At 61.9% G+C, this 13,127-nt stretch carries 15 protein-coding genes; 13 read left to right on the forward strand and 2 right to left on the reverse strand.

Annotated elements, in window-relative coordinates; translation table 11 throughout:
- Positions 1-33: 33 nt before the first annotated feature.
- Both GPK94_RS12965 and GPK94_RS12970 read right to left on the reverse strand, forming a co-directional pair.
- On the reverse strand, positions 34-711 hold the full coding sequence (locus GPK94_RS12965) for a response regulator (protein ID WP_193537766.1): 678 nt from the start codon (positions 709-711) through the stop codon (positions 34-36).
- Entirely contained in the window at positions 696-2,333 is a 1,638-nt protein-coding gene (locus tag GPK94_RS12970) for a sensor histidine kinase (protein WP_215656015.1), read from the reverse strand. Before GPK94_RS12970 ends, GPK94_RS12965 begins: the two co-directional genes overlap by 16 nt.
- A 208-nt stretch (positions 2,334-2,541) precedes the next feature.
- Here GPK94_RS12970 and GPK94_RS12975 point away from each other — a divergent pair, with 208 nt between their 5' ends.
- From GPK94_RS12975 to GPK94_RS13035, 13 genes are all read left to right on the forward strand, one after another.
- The gene (locus GPK94_RS12975; protein ID WP_215656016.1) at positions 2,542-3,024 is read left to right on the forward strand and encodes a DUF2798 domain-containing protein; all 483 of its coding nucleotides are present in this window, start codon (positions 2,542-2,544) and stop codon (positions 3,022-3,024) included.
- A 120-nt stretch (positions 3,025-3,144) separates the two neighbouring features.
- On the forward strand, positions 3,145-3,849 hold the full coding sequence (locus GPK94_RS12980) for a F0F1 ATP synthase subunit A (protein ID WP_101691584.1): 705 nt from the start codon (positions 3,145-3,147) through the stop codon (positions 3,847-3,849).
- A 30-nt stretch (positions 3,850-3,879) separates the two neighbouring features.
- On the forward strand, positions 3,880-4,098 hold the full coding sequence (atpE, locus tag GPK94_RS12985; RefSeq protein ID WP_101691357.1) for an ATP synthase F0 subunit C: 219 nt from the start codon (positions 3,880-3,882) through the stop codon (positions 4,096-4,098).
- Positions 4,099-4,111: 13 nt separating this feature from the next.
- Positions 4,112-4,600, forward strand: coding sequence for a F0F1 ATP synthase subunit B (gene atpF / locus GPK94_RS12990; protein WP_101691356.1), 489 nt, complete (start codon positions 4,112-4,114; stop codon positions 4,598-4,600).
- A complete protein-coding gene (atpH, locus tag GPK94_RS12995) occupies positions 4,597-5,121 on the forward strand; it encodes an ATP synthase F1 subunit delta (protein ID WP_215656017.1) in 525 nt (174 codons plus the stop codon). The genes atpF and atpH overlap by 4 nt, the downstream gene beginning before the upstream one ends.
- Complete coding sequence (gene atpA, locus GPK94_RS13000) at positions 5,118-6,638, forward strand: F0F1 ATP synthase subunit alpha (protein ID WP_215656018.1); 1,521 nt, start codon at positions 5,118-5,120, stop codon at positions 6,636-6,638. Before atpH ends, atpA begins: the two co-directional genes overlap by 4 nt.
- Positions 6,626-7,513, forward strand: a complete 888-nt coding sequence (atpG, locus tag GPK94_RS13005) for an ATP synthase F1 subunit gamma (protein WP_101691353.1) — start codon at positions 6,626-6,628, stop codon at positions 7,511-7,513. Before atpA ends, atpG begins: the two co-directional genes overlap by 13 nt.
- Positions 7,514-7,582: 69 nt before the next feature.
- On the forward strand, positions 7,583-8,983 hold the full coding sequence (gene atpD / locus GPK94_RS13010) for a F0F1 ATP synthase subunit beta (RefSeq protein WP_101691352.1): 1,401 nt from the start codon (positions 7,583-7,585) through the stop codon (positions 8,981-8,983).
- A complete protein-coding gene (gene atpC, locus GPK94_RS13015; protein WP_215656019.1) occupies positions 8,983-9,387 on the forward strand; it encodes an ATP synthase F1 subunit epsilon in 405 nt (134 codons plus the stop codon). Before atpD ends, atpC begins: the two co-directional genes overlap by 1 nt.
- Positions 9,388-9,700: 313 nt before the next feature.
- Complete coding sequence (locus GPK94_RS13020; RefSeq protein ID WP_215656020.1) at positions 9,701-10,867, forward strand: double-cubane-cluster-containing anaerobic reductase; 1,167 nt, start codon at positions 9,701-9,703, stop codon at positions 10,865-10,867.
- The gene (locus GPK94_RS13025; RefSeq protein ID WP_215656021.1) at positions 10,864-11,640 is read left to right on the forward strand and encodes an acyl-CoA dehydratase activase; all 777 of its coding nucleotides are present in this window, start codon (positions 10,864-10,866) and stop codon (positions 11,638-11,640) included. The genes GPK94_RS13020 and GPK94_RS13025 overlap by 4 nt, the downstream gene beginning before the upstream one ends.
- Positions 11,637-11,894, forward strand: coding sequence for a DUF3343 domain-containing protein (locus GPK94_RS13030; RefSeq protein WP_215656022.1), 258 nt, complete (start codon positions 11,637-11,639; stop codon positions 11,892-11,894). Before GPK94_RS13025 ends, GPK94_RS13030 begins: the two co-directional genes overlap by 4 nt.
- Positions 11,891-13,027, forward strand: coding sequence for an aminotransferase class V-fold PLP-dependent enzyme (locus tag GPK94_RS13035; RefSeq protein WP_215656023.1), 1,137 nt, complete (start codon positions 11,891-11,893; stop codon positions 13,025-13,027). The genes GPK94_RS13030 and GPK94_RS13035 overlap by 4 nt, the downstream gene beginning before the upstream one ends.
- Positions 13,028-13,127 lie beyond the last annotated feature (100 nt).

Below are 13,127 nucleotides of genomic sequence, written 5' to 3' on the forward strand. Positions count from 1 at the left end.
GATATGCCCGCATGGTGGAAAATAGAAGGACTTTCACGCGAGGCCGGGGTAGCGGTAGAGGCGGCAGGGGCGTCCGCCGGTGTCGTAGTTGAAGCTGCTGACCACCTCGCCGCGCTCCACCAGATAGTTCATATAGCGCCGGACCGTCACCACAGAGAGTCCGGTCTGACGTGAGATCGACTCGCTGGGCAGCCCCTGGGGCGGGGCTGTGCGCAGGCAGGTGCGGATCCGCTCCAGCGTGCTCTCCTGAACGCCCTTGGGAACCGGATGCTCCGGGGAGGAGGCGGAGGGGGCGAAGAGCTGATCCAGCGCATCCTGGCTGACCGCCTCCCCGGCCACGGCCTGGCGATGGCGGCAGAAGGTATCCAGGGCCTGCTGAAAACGCTCCCAGGTAAAGGGCTTGACCAGGTAGTCCACTACCCCCAGCTTGAGCAGCGCATCCACCGTTTTTGCGTCATTGGCGGCGGTGACCATGATGACGTCCGATTCGATCTCCCGGGCGCGCAGCTCATGGAGCAGCTCCATCCCGGTGAGGAGGGGCATGTACACATCCAAAATGAGCAGATCCGCGGGGTGACAGGAGAGCCACTCCAACGCACTGCGCCCCTCCGAAAAGGTCTGGATCACGGTAAATCGGGGGTCCTTTTCCGTGAAGGTCTTGTCCAGGAGAGACACCATGGGGTCGTCCTCCACGATTACGACTTGATACAATCTGACTCCTCCTCTGGAGCGGCGGGATCATCCCGCCGGAAGGTAATGAAAAACGACGTGCCGATCCCGGACTCTGACTCCACCCGGATCTCGCCGTGATAGGCCGAGACCACCTCCTGCACCAGAGAGAGGCCGGTTCCGCGGCCCCGCCCCTTGGTGGAGCGGCCCCGCTCAAAGAGGTGCGATTGGATCTCGGCGGGAATGCCGGGGCCGGTATCCTCCACGCACAGAAGCAGAGAGGCCTCCGATTCCCGGATGCTGACCGTGATCTCCTTGCTGTCCCGGGGGGACTGGTTGAGGCCTTCGATGGCGTTTTCAATGAGATTGCCCAGAATGGTCACGTAGGCGTCAGGGGGGAGCCAGGGGCTGCCCTCCGGCAGGAAGCTCTCCCGGTCCAGGGTGAGGCGGATACCCAGTTCCCCGGCCCGGCTAGTTTTGCCTACCAGAAGGGCGGCCACGGAGGGCTCTCCGATCTGGTGCATGATGCGGCTGACCGCCTCCTGCTGGGTGCGCTTGGTGTCCATAATGTACTGCTGGGCCTTCTCGGGCTCCCCGATCTGGAGGAGGCCCAGGATCACATGGAGCTTGTTCATAAATTCATGGGTATAGGCCCGCATGGCGTCCACCATGTGCCGCACCCCGGTGAGGTCGTCGGCCAGACGGGTCACTTCGGTGCGGTTGCGGAAAATGCCCACCGCACCGGCGAGGCGGCCATCCTCATACAGGGGCAGCCGGTCGGAGAGTACCCGGACATCTTTGAGGGAGCTCATACTGACATTGTACTCCGGCTTTCCGGTGCGCAGGACCCGGTCCAGCGTGGAGCGGGGATAGACGGTATGGAGGGATTTGCCCACCACACCCTCCTCGTCCAGAGAGAGCATCTGGGCTGCGGCGGTATTGAGAAAGATGATGGTCTCCTCCCGGTCAATGGCCAGGACTCCCTCCTCCAGCGCGTCCAGAATGTCCTCGCGCTGGTGAAAGCGCCGGGCAAAGGCGTCCGGCTCATACCCCATGAGGGAGGCCTTGATGCGGCGGGAGAGCTGGTTTGCCAGCAGAGAGCCAAGGGCGGCGGAGAGCAGACCGATCCCCGCAAAGCGGAGGATGGTCTGAAAGGTGAGGACGGCCATGCTGCGGACATAGACACCCACGACCACAAAGCCCAGCAGCGCTCCGCTGTCATCCCGGACCGCGGCATAGGCGGAGTGATCGGATCCCATGGGGCCGGTCTCGTTGGAGGTGTAGGGGGATGCGCCGGCCAGGACGGCGTTCTGCGCGGTACCGGTATAGTGGGTTCCGAGGAAGACGGAGTCGGGCGCATAATAGATCCGGTTTTCCGTATCGGCCACCAGGATCAGGTCGATGTCGGAGACATGGGACGTGGTGTCATTGAGAAAGGCCGCCAGCTCTTCTCTGGAGGAAGTTCCGTCCAGAACCTCGGCCACCAGAGGAACCCGGGACAGGATGGAGGCGGAGTTGAGCAGGCTGTTGTCCAGCGCGCGGCGTTCGCTGCGCAGGGTGAGATACAGTGTGCCCACCAGCGAAAGGGCGATGGAACAGGATACAATGATCACATTCAGCCATAAAAGCTGTGCACGGAGGGAAGAACGGGAGGGTACAGACATGGTGGAAAGACTCCTTTCTCTACCAGTATAAGAAAAGAACAACCCGGTGTCAAATGCGTCTGGTTTCGTCAAGTTTAAGAAAACCGGCGAAGATAGAAGACGAAAAGTTCGGAAGAACTCCCTATTACGAAGGCGGAGCCATCTCTGGTATCCTGTTTGAGCAGCGGCCGGAACGGGCCGAAATTTTTTTCGATAAGGAGAATGAACGATGCCTCAGAATAAGCGGGAGAGCCTCATCTATACGGTGTTGATGTGCTTTACCATGGTGCTCTGGATGTGCCTGTACAATGTTGCGCTCCAATATGGAGCGGTCAGTCTGGAAGTTGTGGCGGCGGCCTGGCTGGGTTTCCCCATTGCCTATGTCTTTGCCATGTGCTGCGACTGGTTTCTGGTGTCCCGGCTGGCAAAGGGATTTGCCTTTCGCTTCCTGGTCCGGCCTCAGGACTCGCCTCTGAAGAAGGTGGTGTGTGTCTCCGGCTGTATGGTGGTCCCCATGGTGCTGATCATGTCCCTGTACGGAGCCTGTGAGGGGGCGGTGCACACCGGGATGTGGAGCGGAGTGCCCCTCCAATGGCTCATCAATATTCCCCGCAATTTTGTGATGGCGCTGCCCTTCCAGCTCCTGATCGCCGGCCCCCTGGTCCGCCGGGTCTTCCGCTGTGCCTTCCCGGAGGGGACCGTTCTGGCCTAAGACCTTGGGAACCCAGGGGGAACGGTTCCGCTTTGGGTTATGTTCCATACTTTTTTTACTTTCCAAAGGATTCCCAAAGAAACGGCGCGGGAGTATGATAGCACACGCGAAAACGAGGTGATGTGTTTGGATGGATTCAAGGAAGCGCTGGTGGAGGAGCTGGGCAACCGGATCGCCTTTACAATCCCGGTACTGGGCGGTATCCCGGTGGCCGAGTCGGTGGTAGTCACCTGGATTGTCATGGCAGCCCTCATCGTGTGCGCGCTGGTTCTGACACGGAACCTGCGGGTACAAAATCCAGGCAAGGGGCAGATCGCCCTGGAGGGCGCGGTGCAGTTTCTCAACGGGTTTGTAAAGACCAATCTCGGAACGCACTGGAGACCCTTCGCCCCCTATCTGGGGACGGTGGCACTCTACATCGGTGTGTCCAACCTGATTGGGATCGTGGGGCTGACCCCGCCCACGAAGGACATCAGCGTGACGGCAGCCCTGGCTCTGATGAGCATGGTGCTGATCTATGGGGCACAGTTCCGGTATCGGGGACTGCTGGGCGGCCTGCGGCAATTTGCCGAGCCGATGCCTCTGCTCATCCCCATCAATCTCATGGAGGTGGCCATCCGGCCCCTGGCGCTGTGTATGCGTCTGTTCGGCAACATCCTGGGCGCGTTTATCATCATGGAGATGATCAAGCTTCTGGTGCCCGTGGTGCTGCCGGCGGTATTCAGCCTCTATTTCGACCTGTTTGACGGGTTGATCCAGACGGTGGTCTTCGTATTCCTCACCACTCTCTTTACCGGAGAGGGCATCAAAGAGGAAGAAGCGTAACGGACAGTATATTTTGAGGAGGAAATTACTATGACACTGGGAATCATTGCTGCGGGAATTGCGGTTTTCACCGGCATCGGCGCCGGTATCGGCATCGGCTTTGCCACCGGAAAGGCCAGCGAGGCCATTGCCCGCCAGCCTGAGGCGGCCGGAAAGATCAACAGCGCCCTGCTGATGGGCTGCGCTCTGGCAGAAGGTACCGCCATCTTTGGCTTCATTACCGCCCTGCTCGTCATCTTTATGGGTTAAGGGGGCGTACCCCATGCTGGAATTTGAAGTTTCCACCATCGTGTTTACCGTCATCAACCTGCTGGTGCTCTATGTCATCCTGCGCAAGCTGCTCTTTGGGCGGGTCAACGCGGTGCTGGAGCAGCGGGCCGCCCTGGTGCGGGAAGAGCTGGAATCGGCACAGATCCAGCACAGCCAGGCGGAAGAGCTGCGCAGCGAGTATGAGGCCAAGCTGGCGGACGCCCGGCAGGAGGCCTCCAAGCTGGTGGCCGATGCCCAGAACCGGGCGCAGCGGGCCTATGAGGCCAGGCTGGCCCAGGCCGAAACGGACGCCAAGCAGGTACACAGCCAGGCCCAGGCTCAGATCGCGGAGGAGCGGAAGGCCATGCTGCGGGGCGCACGGAATGAGGTGGCGGCCCTTGCTCTGCTGGCTGCCGGGAAGGTGGCCGGACAGGCCATGGACTCCGCGGCCGAGCAGGCCATGGTGGAATCTTTCCTGGCGGAAGTAGGTGAACGTACATGAGCGAGCTGGCACGCCGCTATGCCCAGGCCCTCTATGAGGTGATGCCCGATGAGACGGGACTGCGGGCGACTGCGGAGGCCCTCATGGGACAGAGCGAACTCTGGGCGGCCCTCTGTGCGCCCACCGTGCGCGCGGAGGAGAAAAAGCGCCTGCTGGGCCGTCTGCCGGAGCTAGACGGACATGGGACCCTGCTGCGCTTTTACCGCCTGTTGGCGGAGAAGGACCGGATGGCGCTGCTGCCCGAGATCCTGGAAGCCTTCCGGGCTCTGGAGCTGCGGGAGAAGAATACGGCGCGGTGTGTCCTGACCTGTGTCCGCACACCGGAGAAGGAAGAGCTGGAGCGAATCCGCCAGGCCCTGTGCAAGCTTCACCACCGGGCGGACATCCAATTTGAGATCCGCACCGATCCCTCCCTTGTGGGGGGATTTACCCTGGAGCTGGAGGGCATCCGGTACGATAAGAGCGTCCGCGGTGCGATGGCCGGCCTGAGCCGGTATCTGGAAGAGAGGCGAATGGCATGAAAACCAAACCGGAAGAGATCGTCGCCCTCCTGCGGGAGGAGATCGCCGGATATGATACCCGCGTACGGCGGGATGAAGTGGGCACTGTCCTGGAGGTAGGCGACGGGATTGCCACAGTCTATGGACTGGACAAGGCGGTCTACGGCGAACTGGTGGAACTGGAGACCGGTGTCAAGGGCATGGTCATGAATCTGGCCCGGGACAGCGTGGGCGTAGTGCTGCTGGGCAGCGACGCCGGCGTCCGGGAGGGTACGGTGGTGCGCCGCACCGGACGGGCAGCTGACGTCCCAGTTGGAGAGGCCATGATCGGCCGGGTTGTGGATGTTCTGGGCAGCCCCATTGACGGCCTGGGTCCCATTGAGACCACTGAGACCCGCCCCATCGAGCACGAGGCCAGCGGTGTGGTCACCCGGGAGCCGGTCAATGTGCCCCTTCAGACCGGAATACTGGCCATTGACGCCATGGTTCCCATTGGACGGGGACAGCGTGAGCTGATCATCGGGGACCGGCAGACCGGCAAGACCGCCATTGCGGTGGATACCATCCTGAACCAGAAGGGGCAGGACGTCATCTGCATCTATGTGGCCATTGGCCAGAAGGCCAGCTCGGTGGCTCGCATCCAGGACACCTTGAAGCGGCACGGCGCGATGGATTATTCCATTATTGTCTCGGCCACGGCCAGCGACTCGGCCCCCTTGCAGTACATCGCGCCCTACGCCGGAGCGGCCATGGGCGAGTATTTTATGGAGAAGGGCAAAGATGTGCTTATCGTCTATGACGATCTCTCCAAGCACGCGGTGGCCTACCGGACCCTCTCTCTGTTGCTCAAGCGCTCGCCCGGACGAGAGGCCTACCCCGGAGATGTCTTCTACCTGCACTCCCGCCTGCTGGAGCGGGCCTGCCGCCTGACCAAGGAGTACGGCGGCGGCTCTATGACCGCGCTCCCCATCATTGAGACCCAGGCGGGCGATGTGTCGGCCTATATTCCCACCAATGTCATCTCCATTACCGACGGACAGATCTATCTGGAGACCGACCTCTTCTTCGCCGGGCAGCGGCCCGCCGTCAATGTGGGCCTCTCGGTCTCCCGTGTGGGCGGCGCGGCCCAGACCCGGGCGGTCAAGAAAACGGCAGGTACCCTGCGCATCGATTTGGCCCGGTTCCGGGAACTGGAGGTATTCACCCAGTTCGCCTCGGACCTGGATGCCGCCACTCAGCAGGCGCTGGACCACGGAAAGCGGCTTCTGGAGCTGCTCAAGCAGCCCCTCTACCATCCCATGCCGGTGAACCGCCAGGCGGTGATCCTCTATGCGGCCACCAACGGCCTGGTGGACGATGTGCCGCTGGAGAAGGTGCGGGACTTCCTCCTGTCCTTTGCCGCGGAGATGGAGGAGGAGCACGCCGACGTGATGGCAGATATTCAGGAGAGCGGGAACCTGAGCGCTCCGGCCGTTGAGACCATCCGCGCGGCCCTGGAGGAGAGCAAGAGGCGGGTGAGCGGCACATGGCAAGCATAAAGGAGATCCGGACCCATATCAAGAGCGTGGAGCAGACGCTGAAGATCACCAACGCCATGTATCTGATCTCCTCCTCCAACCTGCGCAAGGCGCGCAAGCAGCTCAGCGATGTGGAGCCCTACTTCCATAAGATCGAGACCACCATCTCGGATATCCTCCACCACTCGCCGGAGATCGACCACCGCTTTTTTGACAAGCGGCCCGGTATCCCGCCGGAGCGGCGGAAGGTAGGTTATATCGTGATCACCGGCGATAAGGGCCTGGCGGGCGCGTACAACCACAACATTCTGAAGATGGCAGAGGAGCGGATGGCAAAGACGCCAAACTCCTACCTCTTTGTGGTAGGACAGGTGGGGCGCTCCTACTTTACCGAGCGGGGCATCCCCATCGACGGAGAATTTCTCTATACCGCGCAGAATCCCAACATCAGCCGGGCCCGCGATATGTCGGAGGTGCTGATGCAGCTCTATCTGGACGGGAAGCTGGACGAGGTCTATGTCCTCTTTACCAATATGATCAACTCCTTCCGCCTGGAGCCCACTGCCTATAAGATCCTGCCGCTGGACCCGGATGTATTCCCGGACTATGAGGAAAACCGGGACTGCTATAACCGGGATGTGACCTATGTCCCATCGGTGCGGGCCGTCATGGACCGCCTGGTGCCGGGCTATCTGAAAGGCGTGCTCTTCGGCGCTATGGTGGAGTCCTACTGCTCGGAGCAGAATGCCCGCATGACCGCCATGAAGTCCTCCAGCGACAATGCCAGGGCCATGCTTCAAAAGCTGAACCTCTCCTACAACCGGGCGCGCCAGAGCGCCATCACCCAGGAGATCACCGAGGTGGTGGGCGGCGCCCAGGCGGCCGAGTCATTTTAGGCCGCAGTTCCGCCGGACGGCGGCACAAGCAGAATCAGACAGGAAACGCCCGAAAGGGGATGCGATATCATGAGTGAGAACAAAGGAACCATCGTACAGGTCATGGGACCTGTGGTGGATGTGGCCTTTTCTGACGGCACGCTCCCGGAGCTCAAGGAAGCCCTGGAGGTAGAGCTGGGAGGAAAGCGCCAGGTGATGGAAGTGGCCCAGCATGTGGGGGGAGATACCGTGCGCTGTATCATGCTCTCTCCCAGCGAGGGCCTGGGCCGGGGCATGGAGGTCACGGCCACCGGAGGGCCCATCTCCGTCCCCGTGGGCGAGGGCGTATTGGGGCGGATGTTCAACGTCCTGGGAGACGCCATCGACGAGAAGGGGCCGGTCAAGGCCAGCGAGACCTGGTCCATCCACCGGCAGCCCCCGGCCTTTGAGAACCAGCGGCCGGTGGTGGATGTGTTTGAGACCGGCATCAAGGTCATCGACCTGCTGGCGCCCTATGCCAAGGGCGGCAAGATCGGCCTGTTTGGCGGCGCCGGTGTGGGCAAGACGGTGCTTATCCAGGAGCTCATCCACAACATCGCCACCGAGCACGGTGGATACTCCATCTTTACCGGGGTGGGCGAGCGCACCCGCGAGGGCAACGACCTCTGGCGGGAGATGAGCGAGTCCGGAGTCATCGACAAGACCGCGCTGGTCTTCGGTCAGATGAACGAGCCCCCCGGAGCCCGTATGCGCGTGGCCCTGACCGGGCTGACCATGGCGGAGTACTTCCGGGACCGGGAGAAGCAGAATGTGCTGCTCTTCATCGACAATATCTTCCGCTATGTCCAGGCTGGCTCGGAGGTCTCGGCCCTGATGGGACGGATGCCCTCCGCCGTGGGCTATCAGCCCACGCTGGCCAACGAGGTGGGCGCCCTGCAGGAGCGCATCACCTCCACCAAGGACGGGGCCATCACTTCGGTGCAGGCGGTCTATGTCCCGGCGGACGACCTGACCGACCCCGCACCTGCCACCACCTTTGCCCATCTGGACGCCACCACCGTTCTCTCCCGTAAGATCGTGGAGCAGGGCATCTATCCGGCAGTGGACCCGCTGGAGTCCACCTCCCGCATTCTGGAGCCCGATGTGGTGGGCGAGCGCCACTACCGGGTGGCCCGTGGGACCCAGGAGCTGCTTCAGCGGTACCGGGAACTCCAGGACATCATTGCCATTCTGGGCATGGAGGAGCTCTCCGAGGAGGACCGGCGCACCGTGGAGCGGGCCCGGCGTATCCAGCAGTTCTTCTCCCAGCCCTTCTCCGTGGCCGAGACCTTTACCGGACTGGAGGGCCGCTACGTCAAGCTGGCCGATACCCTCCGATCCTTTGAGGCCATTCTGGGCGGCGAGCTGGACAAATATCCGGAGGCAGCCTTCAGCATGGTGGGCAATGTGGACGAGGTCGTGGAAAAGGCGAAGAAGATGGGGGCGGTATAATGGCCCAGACCAGCTTCTATCTGGAGATCATTACGCCGGAGCGGCAGTTTTACATCGGCCCGGCCCACGCCCTGATCATCCCCGCCGTGGACGGGGAGATGGGGATCTATCCGGGCCACGAGCCGGTGGTTACCGCCATCGAGCCCGGCGAGCTGCGCTATGAGAATGAGGGCGTATGGGAGAGCGCCGTGGTGGGATCTGGCTTTGCAGAGATCAAACCAGACTATGTGATCCTTCTGGTGGGCTTTGCGGAACATCCCGAGGAAGTGGACCGCAAGCGTGCGGAGGCCGCCAAACTGCGTGCCGAGGAGCGTCTGCGCCAGAAACAGAGCATCCAGGAGTACTACCACTCCAAGGCGGCGTTGGCCCGGGCCATGGCCCGACTGAAGATCGGGCGGCATTAATAAATCCAACCAAATACAAGAGATACCCCCGGACGGCGGCACAGACAGCCCCGTCCGGGGGTATTTTTGATGGGGGACACCGCGGCGGAGGGACGCATAGACTGGAAAAGAGTTTTGCAGAGGGAGACCAGGATGCTTTATATACTTTCTCGATAAAGAGCATTGGTCATCATCGAAAGAAGCAATTGGACTTTCGGGAGAGGCTTTGCTACGATGAGGTTAATTTTGGAGAAAAGAACCGGGCCAACGCGGGAAAGAGCGAACCGTTCCGTGCGGCCCGGGATTGCCGTCTATTTGGGAAAGGATGTTCTGTATGGAGAAGAATGCGCTTCGCCTGCCCGCCGGATTTGAGAGCTATCAGGAGGCCCGCCAGGCCGGATTTTTGCGAATGAAGCAGCTGAAAGAGTCGGGGGCCCGGGTGATTGGCCTGTTCTGCTCCTATGTGCCCATTGAGCTGGTCTATGCGGCCGGCGCCATCCCGGTGGGACTGTGCGCCTCCAGTGAGGAGCCTATCGCGGCCGCCGAGGCAAACCTGCCCCGCAATCTGTGCCCGCTCATCAAGGCCAGCTATGGCTTTGCCCTCACGGATACCTGCCCCTACTTCTATTTCTCCGATCTGGTGGTGGCTGAGACCACCTGTGACGGAAAAAAGAAGATGTTCGAGCTGCTGGGCGAGATCAAGGAGACCTATGTGATGCAGCTGCCCCACAGCCGGGATGCGGCTGCGCTGGCCTTCTGGAAAGAACAGATCATCGCCTTCCAGAAAAAGCTGGAGGACTTCTATGGGATCACCATTACGGAGGAGGACATCCGGGCGGCCATCCGCCGCAAGAACCGGGAGCGAGATGTGATGCTCCGCTATCTGGAGCTGGGCAAGCTCAATCCCGCTCCCATCAGCGGATACGAGATGGGCACCCAGATCGACGTGGGGAGCTTCTCTTTTGATCTGGAGGAGCGCTGCAAGAATGTGGAGGCCCGTACCGCCCAGGTGATCGCCGATTGGGAGGCCAATTACAAGGGAAAGCAGAGCGACCGTCCCCGCCTCCTGCTGACGGGCTGCCCCAACGCGGGCGTGCGGGAGAAGATCATCCGCACCGTGGAGGAGATGGGGGCCGATGTAGTGGCCTTCGACACTTGTAGCGGCACCCGGGAAAAGGTGGAAAAGGTGGATGAGAGCAATCCGGACGTCTACGAGGCCCTGGCCCGGAAGTATCTCAACATCAACTGCTCTGTCATGAGCCCCAACGACAGCCGGAGAGGGTATATTGGTGAAATGATCGACGAGTACGCCATCGACGGCGTGCTGGAGATCATCCTCCAGTCCTGCCACACCTATGATGTGGAGTCCTACTTCATCAAGCGCTTTGTGACCCAGGAGAAGGGCCTGCCCTACCTGAACATTGAGACCGACTACTCCCAGTCCGATAAGGGACAGATCAATACCCGCCTGGCGGCGTTCCTGGAGACGATCGAAAAATGAGTTATTTTACCGGAATTGATATTGGCTCCACCGCTTCCAAAGTGGTGGTGCTGGACGAGGCGCGGATGGTGGATGCCTTTGTCCTGCCCACCGGGTGGAGCAGCAAGGAAACGGCCGCCGGTGTGGCCCAGCGCCTGGCGTCCCAGGGGCGTCCCGTGGATGAGGATATGCGGGTCGTGGCCACGGGATACGGCCGGGTATCGGTGGACTATGCCGCCAAGACGGTCACCGAGATCACCTGTCACGGCAAGGGCGGCTTCGCTCTGCTGGGACGGGACTGCACGGTGGTGGACATCGGCGGACAGGACACCAAGGTGATCACCGTGGAGGGGGGCATGGCCTCCAGCTTTTTGATGAATGACAAGTGCTCGGCGGGGACCGGTAAATTCCTGGAGATCATGGCCAACCGCCTGGGCGTGGATCTGCCGGAGCTCTTCGCCCTGGCCGAGCAGGGAGAGCCGCTGGCCATCAGCTCCATGTGCACGGTGTTTGCTGAGAGCGAGGTTATCAGTCACATCGGTGCGGGTGAGCGCCGGGAGGACATTGCCGCCGGCGTGGTGGACTCCGTCGTGAGCAAGGTGGCGGGGCTGTGTGCCCGGCACACCATCCAAGGCGATGTGCTCCTCACCGGTGGACTGTGCGACAGCGCCTATCTGGTCCAGCGGCTGTCCCAGCGTCTGGGCACCACAGTTTACACCGATCCCATGGGCCGCTACGCCGGTGCTCTGGGGGCCGCCCTGATCGCCCGGGGAAAGCGGGGGCGGGAGGCATGATCTTTCTGTCCTTTTATACCACTACCCACAGCATGAAGGGAGAGGCCCAGGCCAAAAAACAGGGCCTGGCGGCCTCCCTGGTCCCGACGCCCAGGGGCGTGGGAGGCAGCTGCTCCCTCTCCCTGTGCTTTGAGGGCACAGAGGCAGAGCGGGAGGCGCAGGCCTTTTTTGAGGAGATGACCGTTCCCTGTGCGCTATACCGTCAGGAAGGGGAGGAGCTCACCTGCCTGGGCCGGAAGGAGGCGGGGGCATGATCTACCTGGACACCGCCGCCACCAGCCGCCAGAAGCCGGAGCTGGTCTATCAGCGGGCGGAGCAGGCCATGCGGGAGACGGCCAACCCCGGCCGGGGCGGCCACGCGCCGGCCCTGGAGGCCGGGCGCATGGTCTATGCCGTGCGGGAACAGGTATCCGCCTTCTTCCACGTGGGAGAGGCGGAACGGGTGGTCTTTACATCCAATGCCACCGACGCCCTCAATCTGGCTATCCAGGGGATGGCCCACCCCGGCGGACATATCGTATCCACCACCATGGAGCACAACTCGGTGCTGCGCCCGCTCCGGGCGCTGGAAGGGCGGGGCGTGCGCCACACGCTGGTACAGGGTGATCCAGGTTCCGGAGTGGTGACGGCCGCTCAGGTCGCTGAGGCGCTGGAGCCCGAGACCTGTCTGGTGGTGTGTACTCATGTCTCCAATGTGACAGGGACGCAGATGCCTGTGGAGGAGATCGGGGCCCTCTGCCGGGCCCGGGGGATTCCGTTTCTGGTGGATGCCTCCCAGTCGGCCGGTGTGTGTGAGCTGGATATGGAGGCCATGGGAATCGACCTGCTGGCCTGCCCCGGCCACAAGGGACTGCTGGCCCTGCCCGGGACTGGGCTGCTCTGTCTGGGGCCCAATGTCCGTCCCGAGCCCCTCAAGCAGGGAGGGACCGGCAGCTTTTCGGAGTATCTGGAACAGCCCGATCTTTTGCCTGACCGGTACGAGAGCGGGACCCTCAATACGGTGGGGATCGCCTCTCTGGGGGCCGGGCTGGAATACCTGGAGGAGCGGGGACTGGAGTCTATCCGCCGCCATGAACAGGCCCTGTGTGAGCAGTTCCTGTCTGGTCTGCGTGCCATCCCCGGTATTGAGATCTACGGTGCGGGCAACACTCGACGGCAGACGGCGGTGGTGTCCTTCAACCTGCGGGGGATGGACTGTGCCCAGGCCGCTTTCCGGCTGGACCGGGAGTATGGGATCTGTATGCGGGCGGGGCTCCACTGCGCGCCGCTGGCACACCGGACCGTGGGGAGCTTCCCCCAGGGGAGTCTGCGAGCCAGCATGGGCCCCTTCAATACGGAAGAGGAGATCGAACAGACGCTGTCTGCACTGAGCGCATTGAGCCGATAACGGATCATATATGGTATATTCCCATAGAGAGAGCCTTCGCTTCGGTGAAGTGCTCTCTCTTGTTGTTGTATGGCTGTGCGCGCTTCCGATATCCTTCAAC

The organism is Pseudoflavonifractor sp. MCC625, from assembly GCF_018784545.1.
Lineage (GTDB): Bacteria > Bacillota > Clostridia > Oscillospirales > Oscillospiraceae > Pseudoflavonifractor_A > Pseudoflavonifractor_A gallinarum.